This window comes from Oerskovia sp. Root918 (assembly GCF_001428945.1).
In the GTDB taxonomy this organism is placed as follows: domain Bacteria; phylum Actinomycetota; class Actinomycetes; order Actinomycetales; family Cellulomonadaceae; genus Oerskovia; species Oerskovia enterophila.
Genome location: NZ_LMJG01000001.1, coordinates 510,729 through 528,572, shown reverse-complemented (window position 1 = coordinate 528,572; position 17,844 = coordinate 510,729). Strand labels below are relative to the sequence as shown.

Sequence of the window (17,844 nt, the reverse complement as noted above, 5' to 3'; positions counted from 1 at the left end):
GTCACAGCAGACACGCACCACGTGAAAGCGCGGCACGTCACTACACAACGGATCGTCCGGCACGTACCTGCCGGTGGAGGGATGTACCCATCATGGCTACGGTCACTTTCGACCACGCAACGCGGCTCTACCCGGGGACCGAGCGCCCTGCGGTGGACCAGCTCAACCTGCACATCGAGGACGGCGAGTTCCTCGTCCTCGTCGGCCCCTCGGGTTGTGGCAAGTCGACCTCGCTCCGCATGCTCGCGGGCCTCGAGGACGTCAACGGCGGGCACATCTTCATCGGTGACCGCGACGTCACCGACGTGCAGCCCAAGGACCGCGACATCGCGATGGTGTTCCAGAACTACGCGCTGTACCCGCACATGTCCGTCGCGGACAACATGGGCTTCGCGCTGAAGATCGCCGGCACGCCCAAGGCGGACATCCGCCAGCGCGTCGAGGAGGCTGCGAAGATCCTCGACCTGTCCGAGTACCTGGACCGCAAGCCGAAGGCCCTCTCGGGTGGTCAGCGCCAGCGTGTCGCCATGGGCCGCGCGATCGTCCGCCAGCCGCAGGTCTTCCTCATGGACGAGCCGCTGTCGAACCTCGACGCCAAGCTCCGTGTCCAGACCCGTACGCAGATCGCGTCGCTCCAGCGCCGTCTCGGCGTCACGACCGTCTACGTCACGCACGACCAGACCGAGGCCCTCACCATGGGTGACCGCATCGCGGTCCTCAAGGACGGCCTCCTGCAGCAGGTCGGCACGCCGCGCGACATGTACGACACCCCGGCCAACGTGTTCGTCGCCGGCTTCATCGGCTCCCCCGCCATGAACCTCGCGACCTTCACCGTGAACAACGGTGCAGCCGAGGTCGGCGCGGCGCGCATCCCGCTCGACCGCGAGGTCGTCGCCAAGATCACCGAGGCCGACAAGGGCAAGGTCACGGTCGGCTTCCGCCCCGAGTCCCTCGAGGTCACCACGCAGGCGAACGAGAACGCGTTCGCCGTCGAGGTCAACATCGTCGAGGAGCTCGGCTCCGACGCGTTCGTCTACGGCACCCTCAAGGGTGACCTGGCCAGCGCCGACGTCCACTCGGGTGCTGGTGACAACCAGATCATCGTCCGCGTCGACCCGCGCAACGTGCCCGCCAAGGGCGAGCGCATCCACGTGGCGATCCGCCCGGGCAACACGCACATCTTCTCGACCGCGACGGGCCTGCGTCTCAGCTGACCTCTAGCGACACGGGGGCGGGCTCGGCTGTGTGCCGGGTCCGCCCCTTTCGCATATCCTTCCCCGTGGCTGCGGAACGTCCGCAGCCGTGACCGACGACGGGTGCGGACCCGCGGCGACCTGCCGCACGGCGCGCACCGCAGTCCGCCGAGCCACCCCGCGCGACCGGCCACCGCGGAGAAAGGACCTGTCATGGTGCAGAACCTGCAGATCACCGCGTCAGCCCCCGACCCAGCCCTGCTCGACCTCCCCTGGGACATCCCGCTCGAGCAGTGGCCCGACGAGGTGCTCGCAGCCCTCCCCCGCGGCATCTCCCGCCACATCGTGCGCTTCGTGCGCATGTCCGGGCGCGTCATCGCGATCAAGGAGATCGGCGAGTCCGTCGCGTACCGCGAGTACGAGCTCCTGCGCCAGCTCAGCCGCATGGACGTGCCGAGCGTCGTGCCCGTCGGGGTCATCACGGGCCGCTCCGACGCGAACGGCGAGCGCCTCGAGGCCGTGCTCATCACCGAGCACCTGCAGTTCTCGCTGCCCTACCGCGCGCTCTTCAGCCAGGCCCTCCAGCCCGACACCGCGACCCGGCTCATCGACGCCCTCGCCGTGCTGCTCGTGCGGCTGCACCTCATCGGCTTCTACTGGGGCGACGTGTCGCTGTCCAACACGCTCTTCCGACGCGACGCCGAGACCTTCGCGGCCTACCTCGTCGACGCGGAGACGGGCGACCTGCACCGCGAGCTGAGCCCGGGCCAGCGCAGCTACGACGTGGACCTCGCGCGCACCAACATCATCGGCGAGCTCATGGACCTCTCGGCGGGCGAGCTCCTCGACGAGGACATCGACGAGATCCTCGTGGGCGACGCGCTCGTCGCACGGTACAACGAGCTCTGGGACGCCCTGACGAACGCCGAGTCGTTCGCGTCCGACGAGCGCTGGCGCGTCGCGGCCCGCATCGAACGCCTCAACAACCTGGGGTTCGACGTCGGCGAGCTCGACATCACGACCGACATCGACGGGACCACGGTCCAGATCCAGCCCAAGGTCGTCGACGCCGGGCACCACTCGCGCCGCCTCATCCGGCTCACGGGACTGGACGTGCAGGAGAACCAGGCGCGCCGGCTCCTCAACGACCTCGACTCCTATCGCGCGGCGGCCGAGCGGCAGAACGACGACGAGGAGTTCGTCGCGCACGACTGGCTCAGCGGCGTGTTCGAGCCCACGATCCAGGCCGTGCCGCGCGACCTGCGGCGCAAGCTGCAGCCCGCACAGCTCTTCCACGAGATCCTCGACCACCGCTGGTTCATCTCCGAGAAGGCCGGGCGCGACATCCCCATGCCCGAGGCCACGGCGTCCTACGTGGAGAACGTGCTGCGGCACCGGCCCGACGAGAAGGCGATCCTGGGCCTGGCCCCGGGCGAGGTCGACCAGCAGGAGTGACGCTCACCGGGGCGAAGGTCTCGACGGCCGGGGCTCCGGGGATCAGGGGCGTGTCGCGGCTGCCGGCACGGCGTCCTGGCGTCGGTAGCGCTCACCCACGAGGGCCGTACCGAGCGCGATGACCCCGGGCACCACGAGTGCCACCTCGAGCCCCGCGCGCAGCACGAGAGCCCCCGTGGCCGCGCCCGCACCGAGCGCGAGGACCGCGGACACCCGACGGACCCAGGCCTCCCGGCCCTGGCTGCCCTGGAAGTAGTCGGCGGCCAGTCCCGTGAGCGTCGAGGTGACCACGGTCGTCGTGAGGTCCTTGACCGACAGGTGCCGTGCGGTCGCTGCCTGGGTGCCCATCGACAGCCCGAGCACCGCCACGATCACGAGCAGGTGCCATCCCCTGGGTTCCCCGACCAGGGCGGCCGCGACGGACGCGGCGAGCACGCCCACACCGACCCCCGCGAACAGACCGGTGGTCGTCCGGTGCCAACCGGCCGGGTGGTTGCGGAACGCGTACCCGGCGATCCCCGCTCCCCCGACATACGCCACGAGGGCGACGAGCGGGCCGGCCGTGGGGACGTCCTGCCCACCGGCCAGTCCCATCCCGAGGATGAGCACGTTGCCGGTCATGTTGGCCGTGAAGACCTGGTCCAGGGCCAGGTAGCAGATGCCGTCGATGATGCCCGTCGAGAACGTCAGGACGAGGAGCAGCACCCGGTAGTGCCGGTGCACGGGGTGAGGGTCCATGCCGCGAGCATGCCCCGGGAGACCACGGGGCGCACCCGCGGGGCCCGGGAGCCACCGTGTCGCGGAGCCTCGGTGCAGCGACCACGCCCGCACCGTCGCGCTCCCGCCCAGGCGCGCACAGGAGAGCGCACAGGGCGCCCCACGGACGGCCTGGAGGCGGCCTGCGGGGCGCCCTGGGGCGCGTGGCGGTGCGGAGAGGCTCAGTCCTCGGCGGCGCGCAGGCGCGCGACCTCGTAGAGCGAGATGCCGGCTGCGACGCCTGCGTTGAGCGACTCGACGTCCGAGAGGATCGGGATCGAGGCGACGACGTCGCACGTCTCGCGCACGAGGCGCGAGAGGCCCTTGCCCTCGGAGCCGACGACGAGCACGAGCGGGTCCTTGCCGAACGCGAGCTCGCCCACGGCGACGGGGCCGCCGCCGTCGAGCCCGACGATGAAGCAGCCCGCGGCCTTGTACTCGGTGAGCGTGCGCACGAGGTTGGTCGCACGGGCCACGGGCACGCGCGCCGCCGCCCCGGCGGACACCTTCCAGGCCGAGGCCGTGACGCCGGCCGCGCGCCGCTCGGGCACCAGGACGCCGTGCGCGCCGAACGCGCCCGCAGAACGCAGGACGGCGCCGAGGTTGCGCGGGTCGGTCACGCCGTCGAGCGCGACGATGAGCGGGGGCTCGCCTGCCTCGTGCGCCCGGTCGAGGAGGTCCTCGGGGTCGGCGTAGTCGTAGGGCGGGACCTGGATCGCGACGCCCTGGTGGACCGAGCCGTCGGTCATGCGGTCGAGCTCGGCCTTGGTGACCTCGAGGAGGTTGTACCCGCGCCCGGAGGCGATGTTCAGGATCTCCTTGGTGCGGTCGTCGGCCTCGAGGCGCGTCGCGATGTAGACCGCGGAGACCGGGATGTACGCACGGAGGGCCTCGAGCACCGCGTTGCGGCCGTTGACGACCTCGTTGGCGCTGCTCGAGCGGGTCGTGCGCGACGGCGTGCGACCGCTCGGGCGGCCACCACGGGCTGCGCTCTTGGCGTCGTGCGAGCGGGGACCCGTCGAGGTGGCCTCGCGGCGCTCGGCCGCGACCTTGGCCTTGTGCGCCTTGTGGTAGGTGCGGTCCTCGGCCTTGGGCGTCGGGCCACGGCCCTCGAGCGAGCGACGGTTCTTGCCGCCCGTGCCGGCGACGGCGCCCTTCTTGTTGCTGCTGCGGGTCGCGCCGCGTCGTTGTGAGTTTCCAGCCATGGGTCTGCCCCGTCGGTCGATGTGAATGAGTGAAGTTGTCGGTGGCGGACCCCGCGCCCCGGTGGGCGCCGTCCGGCCGTCGGGCCAGGGCTCCTGGTCAGGTGCCCTGGCGTGCAGCGAGGGACCAGCGGGCCCCGTCGCTGGAGTCCTCCACGACGACCCCGGCGGCCGCGAGGCGGTCCCGGATCGCGTCGGAGGTGGCGAAGTCGCGTGCCGCCCGTGCCTGGGCGCGGGCGTCGAGCTCGGCGGTCACGACCGCGTCGAGCGCGTGGCGGTACCGGGTGTCCCCGGCGTCGGCCCACTGCTCGCCCGCGGGGTCCAGCCCCAGCACGTCGAGCATCGCGCGGAGCGAGACGAGGTGGTGACGGGCGACCGTGTCGGCGGCCGGCGACCGGTCGGCGAGCGCAGAGTTGCCCGCCCGCAGGTGCTCGTGGACCACGGCGAGCGCGGCCGGCACGTTGAGGTCGTCGTCCATGGCCGTCACGAACGCGGTCGGGAGCTCGGCCTCGCGCACGTCCGCGACGTCGACCTCGCCCACGCGCTCGCTCGCTCGCTGGACGAACCCGCTGAGCCGCTCCCACGTGGCCTCTGCCTCGGTCACGGTGTCCTGCGTCCACTCGAGCATCGAGCGGTACTGGACCGCGGCGAGCGCGTAGCGCAGCACGGCCGGGCTGGTCGTGGCGAGCACCTCGCGCACGAGCAGCCCGTTGCCGAGCGACTTGCTCATCTTGGCGCCGCCCTGGGTGACCCAGGCCGAGTGCAGCCAGTACTGGGCGAACCCGTCGCCGGCCGCGCGGGACTGCGCCTGCTCGTTCTCGTGGTGCGGGAACCGCAGGTCCAGGCCGCCGCCGTGGATGTCGAACGTGCTCCCCAGGTACCGGTGGGCCATGGCCGAGCACTCGAGGTGCCAGCCGGGCCGTCCGCGCCCGAACGGGGTGTCCCACGAGGCCGTGGCGGGTTCGCCGGGCTTGGGGGCCTTCCAGAGCGCGAAGTCGCGCGGGTCGCGCTTGAGGGAGTCCTCGGCCGGGTCCGCCGGGGCGGGGGCGAGGTCCTCGAGGCGCTGGTTCGTGAGCGAGCCGTAGTCCGCCCACGAGCGGACGTCGAACCACACGTCGCCGGGTCCGGTCGTGTAGGCGTGCCCCGAGTCGACGAGGCGCTGCATGAGCTCGACCATGTCCGGCACGTGCCCCGTGGCGCGGGGCTCGTAGGTCGGAGGTGTCACACCCAGCGCGTCGTAGGCCGCGGTGAAGGCGCGCTCGTTGATCGCGGCCCACGCCCACCAGGGCTCGCCCGCGTCCACGGACTTGGCGAGGATCTTGTCGTCGATGTCCGTGACGTTGCGGATGAGGGTCACGCGCGAGCCCGTGCGACGCAGCCAGCGCACCAGGACGTCGAACGCGACGGCCGAGCGCATGTGGCCGATGTGCGGCGCCGACTGGACCGTCGCCCCACACAGGTAGATGCCGACCTCACCCTGGTTCTGGGGGATGAAGTCGCGCACGTCCCGCGTCGCGGTGTCGAACAGTCGAAGGCTCACGCCCGCAAGGTTACCGGGGTGCACCCCTCCCGGCAGAACCCGCCCCGGCGGGGGCGGCGCATCCGTGCGCGTCTTCACCCGCGCGAGCGGGTCGCGCAGGCCCGTCCGCCGAGCCGAGGACCCAGCGCCCGGCCCTCGCGCGACGGCGGCGCGGCTTCCGTCAGTCGCGCCAGTGGACCTTGGTCGGGGTCACGCGCACGACCACGCGGCGGTTGTCGGTGCCGTCGTCGCCCGTGTAGCGCTCGGCTCCCGTGTACTTCTGCGCGAGAGCGTGGATGAGCGAGGCCGAGGGGTCCTCCTCGATCGCGGCCTCGCCGCGCACCTCGAGGTACCGGTACGGGGCGTCACGCGGGTAGACGAGCACGCTCAGACGGGGGTCGCGGCGCAGGTTGTCGGTCTTGCGACGGCCGTGGATCGTCGAGAACACGATGTCCTCGCCGTCGCGCGCGACCCACACGACCGAGGTCTGCGGGCTGCCGTCGGCCTCGAGCGTGGCGACGGTGGCGAACTCGGGGGCGTCGAGGAGCGCCTTGGCGGCGTCGGGAAGGCTCGTCATGCCGTGCTCAATCGCGCGGGGACCGCGCGTATTCCCGCAGGTCCCCACCTTCTCAGCAGGTGGGACGCCCACCGGCCCGACGGCGGCGCTACCCGAAGTTCTTGCCCTCGCCGCGGTAGGTGGGGACCTCCTCGACGACCTGGTCGCCGCGCACGAGCTGCACGCGGTCGAAGCGCTCCATGAGCTCGCCCGCCTTGGCGTGGCGGAACCAGACGCGGTCGCCCACCGCGAGCTCGCGCGCGTCGCGGCGGCCTCGGGCGACGTGCAGGGGCGTCTGGACCTCGCCGACGCCCTCGGACGACGTGAGCCGCCACCCGGGCTCGACGACCCGGGGCACGCGCGCGGCCCCTGCCGGCCCCGAGGCCACGTACCCGCCCGCGAACGCGGTCGCGTAGCCGGGCGCAGGGACGCGCACGACGTCGAGCCCGAAGTACGCCGAGGGGTGCGGCACGAACGAGCGGTACCCGTCGAACAGGCCGGGCACGAACAGGCCCGAGCCGGACGTCACCTCGGTCACGACGGGGTCGGCGGCGGACGTCTCGAGCGAGCCGGTCCCCCCGGAGTTCACGAGCTCGAGCTCGTGCCCGACGGCGTCGCGCACGGCCGCGATGACCTCGCCCCGGCGCGTGGACAGGTCGGCGACCGAGGCCTTCTTGACGAGCCGCACCGCGGGGCTCGTGTCGGGCAGCCCCGCGACCTGCGCCTCGTAGAACATCAGGCCGCGCACGCGCAGCCCGGGCACCGTCCCGATCGCGTGCGCGAGCGCAGCGGCCTCCGCGGGGGTGTGGACGGGTGAGCGGCGGGTCCCGAGGTGGACCGTGAAGGGTCCGACCCCCAGCCGCAGCGAGGCGTCGATGTCGAGGCACAGCAGGACGGGCGGGGTGCCTGCCTCGGCTGCGCCCTCGGACCTGCTCTCCGCAGCGTCCGCTCCCCGGTGCCCCGAGAGGGCGGTCGCCACGAGCGCGACCTGCGCGACGTCGTCGACCATGAGCGTGATCTCCCGGCGCGCGGCCGGGTCCGCCGCGAGCTCCGCGAGCGCCCGGCGGTCGACCGTCGGGTACGCGACGAGCACGTCGCGAGCGCCCTGCTCGACGAGCCAGAGCGCCTCGGCCAGCGAGTACGCCATGATCCCCGCGAAGCCGAGCCGGCCTGCTCGCTCGACGAGCGAGCGCACGCGCACGGACTTGGACGCGAGGCGCACGGGCACTCCCCCGGCACGGGCCAGGAGCTCGCGGGCGTTGGCGTCGAACACGTCGAGGTCGACGACCGCGACCGGGCCCGGGACGCGCTCGGTCGCGGCGGACAGCCGGTCGCCCAGCGTCCGCGCCTCCTCCGACGAACCGGACGATCGGGACCTACCGGTCGCACCTTCGGCGTGGGACCGGGCGGGCGGGTCCTGCGTGCTGCTCTGCACGGGCGTCGACGTCATGGTAGGAAACCTACCCCTCGTGAGATAGTGCCGGGTGTGACGAGCCAGCAGGCTCCCGGTTCATGGACGAACTGGGCGCGAAACCAGACCGCTGATCCCCTGCGCCGCGCTGCCCCGCGCGACACCGACGAGCTCGCGCAGACAGTGCGCAGAGCCGCGGACGACGGCCTGCACGTCCGGGCCGTCGGCGCCGGCCACTCGTTCACGGGAGCCGCAGTCACCGACGGGCTCCTGCTGAGCCTCGACCACCTGCAGACGGTCGAGGACGTGACCCGCACCGAGACCGGCGCGCGCGTGACCGTGGGGGCGGGCATCCGGCTGCATCGGCTCAACGAGGTCCTGGCGTCGGCGGGGCTCGCGATGCGCAACCTCGGCGACATCGACCGCCAGTCGATCGCGGGCGCGATCTCGACCGGCACGCACGGCACGGGCGCCTCGCTCGGCGGTCTCGCGACCCAGGTGCGCGGGGTGCGCGTGGTCGGGGCCGACGGTTCGGTCAGCGAGGCCACGCCCGAGCAGGACCCCGACCTGTTCGAGGCGAGCCGCCTGGGCCTCGGCTCGACGGGCGTGCTCGCGGCCGTGACGCTCGACGTCGTCCCGGCGTTCCACCTGCGGGCCCAGGAGGAGCCCTGGCCGCTCGACCGGGTCCTCGAGGAGCTGAGCACGGCCTCGGGCGGTCGCGGGGGCGGCTCGGACGCCGAAGGGCTCGAGAACGCGCACGACCACTTCGAGTTCTACTGGTTCCCGCACACGCGCCGCGCGCTCACCAAGCGCAACGACCGCCTGGGGCCCGACGACGAGGCCTCGGCCTCCTTGCGCACGGCGCGCGGGGAGCGGCCGGGCGCCGTGACCCGGGCGCGCGCCTGGGTCGACGAGGAGCTGCTGTCCAACGGGGCTTTCGAGGTCATCAACCGGCTCGCGACGGCCGTGCCGCGCGCCACGCCTCGCATCAACGCGCTCTCGGCACGTGCTCTCGCCCCCCGCACGTACGTCGCGCCCTCGCACGAGGTGTTCGTCTCGCCGCGCCGCGTGCGCTTCCGCGAGATGGAGTACGCGGTGCCGCGCGCCGAGCTCGTGAACGTGCTCGAGGAGATCGACGCCTGGGTCAGGGCCTCGGGCGAGAACGTCCCGTTCCCGGTCGAGGTCCGGTTCGCCGCCGCGGACGACGTGTGGCTGTCCACGGCCCACGGCCGCGAGAGCGCCTACGTCGCGGTCCACCAGTACCTCCGCCTCCCGCACGAGCGCTACTTCGAGGGCGTCGAGAAGATCGTCGCGGGCGTGGGAGGGCGACCGCACTGGGGCAAGCTCCACACGCTGGGCGCCGAGGACCTCGCGGAGCGCTACCCACGCTTCGAGGACTTCCGCCGGGTCCGCGCCCAGGCCGACCCGGGCGGCGTGTTCGCGAACCCGTACACGGACCAGGTGTTCGGGCCGCGCTGACGGCGCGCGTCGCGCACGGGACGTGGGCCGCCCGGGGCGAGCGGCGCCGTCGGGCCGTCGTGCGGAGCCGGACGCAGCCACCAGGGCTGCTGCAAGCCCCGCTACGAGGCCTCGGCGGGCTCCTCCGTGCTCGGCACCGCACCGTCCGGGTGCACCACGAGCGACAGGACGTAGTCCGCGAGCGCGTGGAAGCTGCGGATCGTGGCCTCGTCGTCCTGCTGGACGAGCCACGCGATCTCGATCCCGTCGATGTACCCCGCGACGATGCGCGCGAGGAACGGCGTGTCCATCGAGTACGTGATGCCCGCGATCTCCGAGAGCTGGTCCAGGATGCCCTGCGTCATGGCCCACGTCTGCTCGAGGTGCGCCCGCGCGACCGGGCGCAGCGCACGGTTGCGCGAGCCCGCGGTCGCGAACTCGAACGTCAGCAGCCGCATGTGGCGGCGCGGGGTGAGGCCCTGCCACAACCCGTCGGCGGCCGCGTGCGCGATCGTGTAGAGGTCCTGCGTGGGGTCCAGGGCCATGCGGACCGGGTCCGAGGCCACGAGCGCGACGCTGTGGCCCATGGCCCGGAGCATCGCGTCCTTGTCCTCGAAGCAGTAGTGGACCGTCCCGAGCGAGATCCCGGCCTCGGCTGCGACCCCGCGCACCGTGACGGCCTCCACCCCTTCACGGATGGCGATCGACATCGCCGCGTCGACGATCTGAGCGCGGCGCTCCTCGATGGACATGCGGCTCATCGTCGAACTCCTTCGTGACCGTCCTCGGTGGTGCGCACGAACGTCGCCCGCTGTTGTCCACCATGCCTTCAATGTCGCATATTCGCATGTGGGAGCCGTGCGAGCAGGCCGAGCCACGACCTGGACGTGGCAGGCTGGGAGGGTCGGCTCCCGTCGGAGCCCGTCCCGGCCCGAAAGGACACCTGTGGCACGCTCGCACCGCCCGCTCTCCCTCGTCGCCGCCTGCGCGCTGCTCGTGCCCCTGCTCGCGGGCTGCGGCGGCGCCACGCAGGAGGCGCCGCCGCCCGCAGCGACCTCGCAGTCCGCCGAGATCACCGACGACGGCGTCTCGGTCACGCTGACCGTCCCCGCGGGCTGGGACCGTGCGGGGCAGGACGCGCCCCTCGTCGTCCGCACGGAGAAGCCGTTCGGCGACCCGGGCTTCACGGCCAACGTGGTCGTCACGACCGAGCCTCCCGGCGGGTCGACGCTCGCCGAGCAGACCGCCGCGGCTGCCGACTACCTGGCAGAGACCGCGGACTGGACCGTCGACCCGACGCAGCCGGGCCCGATCGAGCTCGCCGGGCTCCCCGCCCACCGGTTCGGGGGCACCCGCACGGTAGACGGCGTCGAGGTCTCCCAGGTCGAGACGATCGTCGAGGTCGCGACCTCGACGGGGACCGCGTTCGTGTTCGTCACGGAGTCGTTCGCGACGCAGGACGCCGACGGCGCCGCGCAGGCCCGCGCGGTGACCGACAGCCTGGTCGTGACCCCCGTCGGGTGACGGCGGGTCGCGCCTAGGCCCCGAGGGCCCCGAGGGCCCCGAGCGGTGAGGTCGACCCACGCGGGACCAGGCGGCACGGGAGCTTCTCGACCCCGGACGCCCGCTGGCCGTCGATCGCGGCGAACAGGCGTTGCGCGGCGTAGCGCCCCAGGACCTCGAGGTTGTTGTCGACGCTCGTGAGCTCGGGGCGCGCACCGAGCGCGAACTGCTCCCAGTTGTCGAACCCGATGACCGAGACGTCGCCCGGAACGTCCCGGCCGAGCTCACGGAGAGTCTCCAGCACGCCCCGGGCGATCTGGTCGCTCGCGGCGAAGATCGCGTCGATCGACGGGTCCTTGGCCAGGAGCATGGCGGTGGCGCTCCGGCCCCATCTCTCCGACCACTCCCCGAACAGCACGCCGTCCCCCGCGAGCTCGAGCCCCGCTGCCGAGAGTGCCGCGGCCGTGCCGGCGGCGCGGTCCTGGGCTGCCGCGTACGTGGGGTCTCCCGAGACGTGCGCGATGCGCCGACGCCCGCACGCGATGAGGTGCTCGACGGCGACCCGCCCGCCCGCGACGTTGTCGGGGACGATCGAGAGGTCCGCGTCGTCCTGGGACGGCGCGTAGGCGTAGACCACGGGCACGGGGAGCCGCTGGCCCAGCGACTGACGCGGGTCCGTCTGGCGCCCGACGACGATCAGACCGTCGACGCGGCGTGAGAGCAGCGCCTGGAGGTGGTACTGCTCGCGGATCGAGTCGCCTCGTGCGTCGCACAGGAAGACCGAGACGCGGCCGGCCCCGAACGCGTCCTCGGCACCCATGAGGATGGGGATGACGAAGCGTCCCTCGAGGTCGCTCGTGAGCAGGCCGACCGTGCCGGTCCGCCCCGCGAGCAGCCCACGGGCGAGCGCGTTGGGCTGGAACGACAAGCGCTCGGCCGCCTCCATGACCCGCGTCCTGGTCTCGGCCTTGACCTGGTCACGCCCGTTGAGCGCCTTGGAGGCCGTGGCCACCGAGACGCCCGCGAGCCGGGCGACGTCGGTCAGCGTGACCGAGCGCTTGGCCCGGTCGACCGGCGGGGATCCCCCTTCGTCCTCGCGCACCATCGTCCTGCTCCCTCGAGATGTTCCGGGCCCCTGGTGGGTCCGGAGGTCGTGACGAAACTGTAACCCCCTCAGCGGGTTGACGGCTCCCCCACTCCGCAATAGTCTCAGAAAACCTTTTCGGCGACTTTCGCAAGAGGCTATGTGAGCGCTAACCTGTTCCTATCGGCCTCAACATGCGGATAGATCTCGTCGTGGAGGCAGGGCCGTCGCGGTCGCCAGATGTCCGTGACGTGCTTCCGAAACGGTTTCGTCGCCGTGCGCAGGACCCCTGGACGTGCAGAGCAGCACCCGAACACCCCCGCACCACCCTCAACGAAGAGAGCTTGGAGGCTCGAATGAGCACCACACGGAAGTCGATCCGCGCAGTCCGCCCGTTGGCGGCCCTCCTCACGGTCGGCATGCTGGCCACGAGCCTGGCGGCGTGCTCGCCCGCCGACGACACCGACAGCGGGTCGGGCGGCGACACCGCCGCGAGCGACTCGCCCGAGGGGGTCGACGACGGCACGCAGCTCACGCTGTGGACGCGCGCCCCGATGGAGAAGCAGGCCACCCTGCTGGTCGACGCGTACAACGCGAGCCACGAGAACCAGGTCTCCCTGACCATCACGCCCAACGACGACTACGTCGCGAAGGTCGGCGCGGCGGCCGGCAGCGGGAGCCTCCCGGACCTCTTCGCCGCGGACATCGTCTACGTCCCGAACTGGACCTCCCAGGGCCTGTTCACCGACATCACCGACCGGATCGACGGGCTCCCCTACGCCGACGAGCTCGCGCAGGGCCACATCGACGCCGGGACGTACGAGGACCAGGAGTACGTCCTGCCGTTCGTCCTCGACCTCTCGGTCATGTTCTACAACAAGGACCTCTACCGCGAGGCCGGGCTCGACCCCGAGAAGCCGCCGACGACGCTCAAGGAGTACGGCGAGCACGCCAAGGCCATCAGCGCGCTGGGCAAGGACGGCGTGTCCGGCACGTACTTCGGCGGCAACTGCGGCGGTTGCACGCTCTTCACGTGGTTCCCGTCGGTCTGGGCCGGGGGCGACCAGGTCCTGAGCGCCGACGGCACCGAGTCCCTGCTCGCGAGCGACACGGCCAAGGACGTCTACGCGGTCTACAAGGACATGGTCGACTCGGGTGCGATCGGCACCGGTACCAAGGACGAGACCGGCGCGACGTGGACCGGCCCGTTCCAGGAGGGCAAGGTCGGCGTGATGCCGTACCCCGCGACCCTGCTGTCGACCGCGGCCGAGACGGTCGACGTCGGCGTCGCCCCGATCCCCGGGCCCGACGGCGGAGAGTCCACGTTCGTGGGCGGTGACGGCATCGGGATCTCCAAGGACTCGAAGAACGAGGCGGCCGCCTGGAACTTCCTCTCGTGGCTCACGAGCGAGGACGCGCAGGTCGAGGTCCTGGCCAAGAACAACGACGTCGTGTCCCGCGCGGACCTGGCCGACAACAAGTACGCGGCCGTCGACCCGCGCCTCGTGACGATCAACGAGGTCGCGGCCAAGGGCAGCACGCCCGTCGCGATCAACTTCCAGCAGGCGTTCAACGCTCCCGACAGCCCGTGGCTGACGCTCGTCCGTGGAGCGGTGTTCGGCGACGCGAAGAACATCGACGCCGACAACGACGAGATCACGGCCGTCCTCGACCAGTAACCAAGCTCCGTCCGCCGAGGACGAGCACCGTGGTGGGTGCGCACCGTCGCACCCACCACGGTCCACCCGAGTCAGAGAGGACTCCCGTGACCACGCACACCACGGCCCCCGTGAGCACCCCGAGGCCCGCGGCCCGCCCTGCCGGGCGCCGCCGCAAGCGCAGCGCCCTGCGCGGCCGGGGAGCCCAGGGCTGGCTCTACGCGATGCCCACCGCCGTCTTCGTCGGGCTCTTCTTCATCGTCCCGATCCTCCTCGTCGTGCAGATGTCGGTCTCCGACTGGCCCCTGCTCGCGGGCAACCGCGGCCCCAACTTCCCCGAGAACTTCCAGGACGTCGTCGCCAACAAGTACTTCTGGCCCTCGATCGTCTTCACGCTGAAGTACACGGTGATCGCGACGGTCCTCCTCCTGGGCCTCGGGCTCGGGATGGCGCTGCTGGTCCAGGAGAGCACGCGGTGGAAGGGGTTCCTGCGCACCGCGTTCCTCGTCCCCAGCGCGCTCGGCCTGGCGTCCGCCTCGCTCCTGTTCTACGCGCTCTACTCCCCTCAGTCCGGCCCGATCAGCCCCTTCCTCGAGAAGCTCGGACTGGTCGACGAGCCCATCTCCTTCCTCGGGACGCCCACGGCGGCCCTCTGGTCGACCGTCTTCCTCATCGTGTGGCGCTTCGCGGGCTTCTACATGCTCCTGCTCCTGGTGGGCCTGCAGAACATCCCCGGCGAGGTGTACGAGGCGGCGCGCATCGACGGCGCCAAGCCGTTCCAGATCTTCCGGAGCATCACCCTGCCGCTCCTGCGCCCCTCGCTCATGCTCTGCACGATCATGTGCGTCACGGGCTCGCTGCTCGCGTTCGACCAGTTCTACATCCTGACCAAGGGCGGCCCGGACAACAGCACCATCACGGTCGTCCAGCTCATCTACAACATGGCGTTCCAGGGCCAGAACGACCTGGGCCGTGCTGCCGCCCTGTCGATCCTCGTGCTCCTGGCCCTGATCGTCATCAACGCCCTGCAGTTCCGCGGCATGCGCCAGACGGACGAGAAGTGAGGACCCCGGACATGCCCACCACGACCGAGACCCCGTCCGCTCCCGTCCCCCCGTCCGCGACCGCCACGCCACCTGCGGCGGCACGGCGACGACGACGGGTCGGGCGCGCAGCCCCGACCACGACGCTCGGGGGCCTCGCCCTGCGTACGCCGTACTACGTCTTCACGGGCGGCCTCGCCCTGATCTTCCTCTTCCCGCTCATCTGGGCCGGCGTCGCCTCGGTCTCGCCGCAGGCGGGCAGCGCGCAGACCGACGGCTGGGGGTTCGGGAACTACGTGACCCTCGCGGGCTACCAGGCCGGGATCGGGCAGTACCTCCTGAACTCGGTCGTGGTCTCCGGGCTGACCGTGCTGTTCACCCTGGTGACCTCGCTCCTCGGCGGCTACGCGTTCGCCCGCTTCACGTTCCCCGGCAAGAACATCCTCTTCATGCTGACGCTCGGGATCCTGATGGTGCCCTACGCGACCCTGCTGATCCCGCTCTACGTCCTCCTGAACGCCCTGCACCTGCAGAACTCGCTCCTCGGGCTCGCGCTGGTCCTGACGATGTTCCAGCTCCCGTTCGCGACCTTCATGATGCGGATCTCGTTCGAGTCCGTCCCCACCGAGATGGAGGAGGCGGCGCTCGTCGACGGGTGCACGTCGTTCGGAGCCCTGCGGCGGGTGCTGCTGCCCGCGGTCAAGCCCGGGCTCATCACGGTCGGCCTCTTCGCGTTCCTCGCGGCCTGGAACGACTTCATCGCGCCGCTGATCCTCATCTCCGACTCGTCCAAGCTCCCGCTCCCGCTGGCCGTGGCCAACATGCGCCAGCAGATCATGGGCATCGTCGACTACGGGGCCACCGAGGCGGGCGTGGTCGTCCTGGCCCTGCCGTGCGTCGTCCTCTTCCTGCTGCTGCAGCGGCACTACGTCCAGGGCTTCATGTCGGGCGCGCTCAAGGGCTGACCTCCGGGTCGCCCGCGCAGTCCCGCCCCACCCATCACCTCGCCCATCCTCGTGGGCATCGACCTCACCGGAGGAAATCCGTGACCACCACCACCAGCCGGTCGACCGGCGGCCGACCGGTCGTCCCCAGCTCGTCGGTCCTGCGTCCGCTCGGGCTCGACGAAGTCCGGATCACGGGCGGCTTCTGGGCCGCCCGCCAGGAGACGAACCGCGCAGCCACGCTGGCCCACATCGAGCACTGGCTCGAGAAGGAGGGGTGGTTGGGCAACTTCGACGCCGCGGTCGAGGGCCGTCTGCCCGCGGCCCGCCGCGGGCGCGAGTTCTCCGACTCCGAGGTCTACAAGCTCCTCGAGGCCATGGCCTGGGAGCTGGGCAGGAGGCCCGACGACGAGCTCGACGCCCGCTTCGACGCGATCGTCCGGCGCGTGGCGGCCGTGCAGGAGCCCGACGGCTACCTGTCCACGATGTTCGGACGGCCTGGCCAGGGGGACCGCTACTCGGACCTCGAGTGGGGGCACGAGCTGTACTGCTACGGCCACCTGATCCAGGCCGCGGTGGCCCGCGCCCGCACGGGCGGCGACCAGCTCCTGGTCGACGTGGCCCGGCGGGCCGCCGACCACGTGTGCGCGACCTTCGGGCCCGACGGCCGCCAGGGGATCTGCGGGCACGCCGAGATCGAGGTCGCGCTCGCCGAGCTGTCCCGGGTCACGGGCGAGCGTCGCTACCTCGACCAGGCGGCGCTGTTCGTCGAGCGGCACGGGCACGGCACGCTGCGCGACATCGAGTTCGGTCGGTCCTACTTCCAGGACGACCAGCCGGTCCGCGAGGCGACCGTCTTCCGGGGGCACGCGGTGCGTGCCAACTACCTCGCGGCGGGTGCTCTCGACGTCGCCGCGGACACAGGCGACCACGACCTCCTGCACGCGGTCGCGACCCAGTGGGAGAACACCGTCGCCCGGCGCACCTACCTCACTGGCGGGCAGGGCTCGCACCACCAGGACGAGGCCTTCGGGGAGGACTTCGTCCTGCCCCCCGACCGGGCGTACGCGGAGACCTGCGCCGGGATCGGATCGATCATGACGAGCTGGCGCCTGCTGCTCGCCACGGGCGAGGCCCGCTACGCCGACCTGGTCGAGCGGACGCTCTTCAACGTCGTCGCGACGTCCCCGGCGCACGACGGCACGTCGTTCTACTACACGAACACCCTGCACCAGCGAGTCCCGGGAGCCGTCGCACCCGCGGACGTCGCGAGCGCACGCGCCTCGTCCTCCCTCCGGGCCCCCTGGTTCGAGGTCTCGTGCTGCCCGCCCAACGTCGCACGCACGTTCGCGAGCCTCGCCGCGTACTTCGTGACGGTCGACGAGGACGGCCTCCAGGTGCACCAGTACGCCGACGCGGAGATCCGCACGGCGCTGCCGGACGGCACGCCTGTCGAGGTCGACGTCCACACCGACTTCCCCGACTCGGGGGTCGTGACCTTCCGCGTGCTGCGGGACACGGACCGAGACTGGTCCTTGCGGGTGCGGGTGCCCGCGTGGTCGGCCTCGGCCCGCCTGTCCTCGGGCGGTGAGACGTGGAGCGTCGGGCCGGGCACCGCAGAGGTCCGGCGGACCTTCCTCGCGGGCGACGAGGTGCGCCTCGAGTTCGACGTGTCGCCACGTGTCGTGACGGCCGACGACAGGATCGACGCCGTGCGGGGCTGCGTCGCGGTCGAGCGCGGGCCCGAGGTGCTGTGCGCCGAGTCGCTCGACCAGACGGTCGACGACGTCGCCGAGCTCGTGGTCGACGCCTCCGTGCCGCTGCGCGAGGAGGACGGGGTCGTGGTCGCGACCGGGCGGAGGGCTGCGTCGACGGACCGTGCGTGGCCCTACCCGGAGAACGCGAGCGTCGGGCCGGAGGGCCAGGGCGACCGCACGGGTCCGGCCGGCGAGCCGCTCGACGTCGTCCTGACGCCGTACCACGACTGGGCGAACCGCGGGCCGTCGACCATGCGCATCTGGCTGCCGACGGCCTGACCCGACCCGTCCTGGGGTGCTCGGGC

Annotated in this window: 15 protein-coding genes; 8 read left to right on the top strand and 7 right to left on the bottom strand. The window is 72.1% G+C overall.

The features are described 5' to 3' along the window. Positions 1-92 precede the first annotated feature (92 nt). Positions 93-1,214: an ABC transporter ATP-binding protein gene (locus tag ASE27_RS02325; protein ID WP_056645275.1), complete on the top strand. Its 1,122-nt coding sequence runs from the start codon at positions 93-95 to the stop codon at positions 1,212-1,214. A gap of 192 nt (positions 1,215-1,406) precedes the next feature. Continuing rightward, complete coding sequence (locus ASE27_RS02320; RefSeq protein ID WP_056645273.1) at positions 1,407-2,648, top strand: DUF4032 domain-containing protein; 1,242 nt, start codon at positions 1,407-1,409, stop codon at positions 2,646-2,648. A gap of 42 nt (positions 2,649-2,690) precedes the next feature. Here ASE27_RS02320 and ASE27_RS02315 read toward each other — a convergent pair whose 3' ends face one another. The 5 genes from ASE27_RS02315 to ASE27_RS02295 all read right to left on the bottom strand — a co-directional run bounded on the left by ASE27_RS02315 (position 2,691) and on the right by ASE27_RS02295 (position 8,131). Further along, positions 2,691-3,386 (bottom strand): YoaK family protein, encoded by a 696-nt coding sequence (locus tag ASE27_RS02315; protein WP_056645270.1) that lies wholly within the window; start codon positions 3,384-3,386, stop codon positions 2,691-2,693. Between the two features lie 200 nt (positions 3,387-3,586). Beyond that, positions 3,587-4,609, bottom strand: coding sequence for a 23S rRNA (guanosine(2251)-2'-O)-methyltransferase RlmB (gene rlmB, locus ASE27_RS02310; RefSeq protein ID WP_056645268.1), 1,023 nt, complete (start codon positions 4,607-4,609; stop codon positions 3,587-3,589). A gap of 97 nt (positions 4,610-4,706) precedes the next feature. Then, positions 4,707-6,146 carry a cysteine--tRNA ligase gene (gene cysS / locus ASE27_RS02305; RefSeq protein WP_056645266.1) on the bottom strand — a complete coding sequence of 480 codons (1,440 nt, stop codon included), beginning with the start codon at positions 6,144-6,146 and terminating at the stop codon, positions 4,707-4,709. Between the two features lie 160 nt (positions 6,147-6,306). Further along, positions 6,307-6,702, bottom strand: coding sequence for a PPOX class F420-dependent oxidoreductase (locus tag ASE27_RS02300; protein ID WP_056645264.1), 396 nt, complete (start codon positions 6,700-6,702; stop codon positions 6,307-6,309). An 88-nt stretch (positions 6,703-6,790) separates the two neighbouring features. Continuing rightward, the gene (locus tag ASE27_RS02295; RefSeq protein WP_082608408.1) at positions 6,791-8,131 is read right to left on the bottom strand and encodes an alanine racemase; all 1,341 of its coding nucleotides are present in this window, start codon (positions 8,129-8,131) and stop codon (positions 6,791-6,793) included. 36 nt (positions 8,132-8,167) lie between these two features. On the opposite strand from ASE27_RS02295, the gene ASE27_RS02290 reads away from it, so the two are divergent. Further along, positions 8,168-9,571 (top strand): D-arabinono-1,4-lactone oxidase, encoded by a 1,404-nt coding sequence (locus ASE27_RS02290; protein ID WP_056646562.1) that lies wholly within the window; start codon positions 8,168-8,170, stop codon positions 9,569-9,571. 101 nt (positions 9,572-9,672) lie between these two features. On the opposite strand, the gene ASE27_RS20540 is transcribed toward ASE27_RS02290, so the two are convergent. Further along, a complete protein-coding gene (locus ASE27_RS20540) occupies positions 9,673-10,311 on the bottom strand; it encodes a TetR/AcrR family transcriptional regulator (protein ID WP_056760579.1) in 639 nt (212 codons plus the stop codon). 184 nt (positions 10,312-10,495) lie between these two features. Here ASE27_RS20540 and ASE27_RS02280 point away from each other — a divergent pair, with 184 nt between their 5' ends. Beyond that, positions 10,496-11,074 carry a hypothetical protein gene (locus ASE27_RS02280; protein WP_056645260.1) on the top strand — a complete coding sequence of 193 codons (579 nt, stop codon included), beginning with the start codon at positions 10,496-10,498 and terminating at the stop codon, positions 11,072-11,074. A gap of 13 nt (positions 11,075-11,087) precedes the next feature. Here ASE27_RS02280 and ASE27_RS02275 read toward each other — a convergent pair whose 3' ends face one another. Further along, positions 11,088-12,158: a LacI family DNA-binding transcriptional regulator gene (locus ASE27_RS02275; RefSeq protein WP_056645257.1), complete on the bottom strand. Its 1,071-nt coding sequence runs from the start codon at positions 12,156-12,158 to the stop codon at positions 11,088-11,090. A gap of 335 nt (positions 12,159-12,493) precedes the next feature. Here ASE27_RS02275 and ASE27_RS02270 point away from each other — a divergent pair, with 335 nt between their 5' ends. The 4 genes from ASE27_RS02270 (at position 12,494) to ASE27_RS02255 (ending at position 17,818) form a co-directional block, all read left to right on the top strand. Further along, the gene (locus tag ASE27_RS02270; protein ID WP_056645256.1) at positions 12,494-13,816 is read left to right on the top strand and encodes an ABC transporter substrate-binding protein; all 1,323 of its coding nucleotides are present in this window, start codon (positions 12,494-12,496) and stop codon (positions 13,814-13,816) included. An 86-nt stretch (positions 13,817-13,902) separates the two neighbouring features. Next, complete coding sequence (locus ASE27_RS02265) at positions 13,903-14,859, top strand: carbohydrate ABC transporter permease (protein ID WP_235534067.1); 957 nt, start codon at positions 13,903-13,905, stop codon at positions 14,857-14,859. Between the two features lie 11 nt (positions 14,860-14,870). Next, entirely contained in the window at positions 14,871-15,803 is a 933-nt protein-coding gene (locus ASE27_RS02260; protein WP_082608407.1) for a carbohydrate ABC transporter permease, read from the top strand. An 80-nt stretch (positions 15,804-15,883) separates the two neighbouring features. Beyond that, entirely contained in the window at positions 15,884-17,818 is a 1,935-nt protein-coding gene (locus ASE27_RS02255) for a glycoside hydrolase family 127 protein (RefSeq protein ID WP_056645253.1), read from the top strand. Positions 17,819-17,844 lie beyond the last annotated feature (26 nt).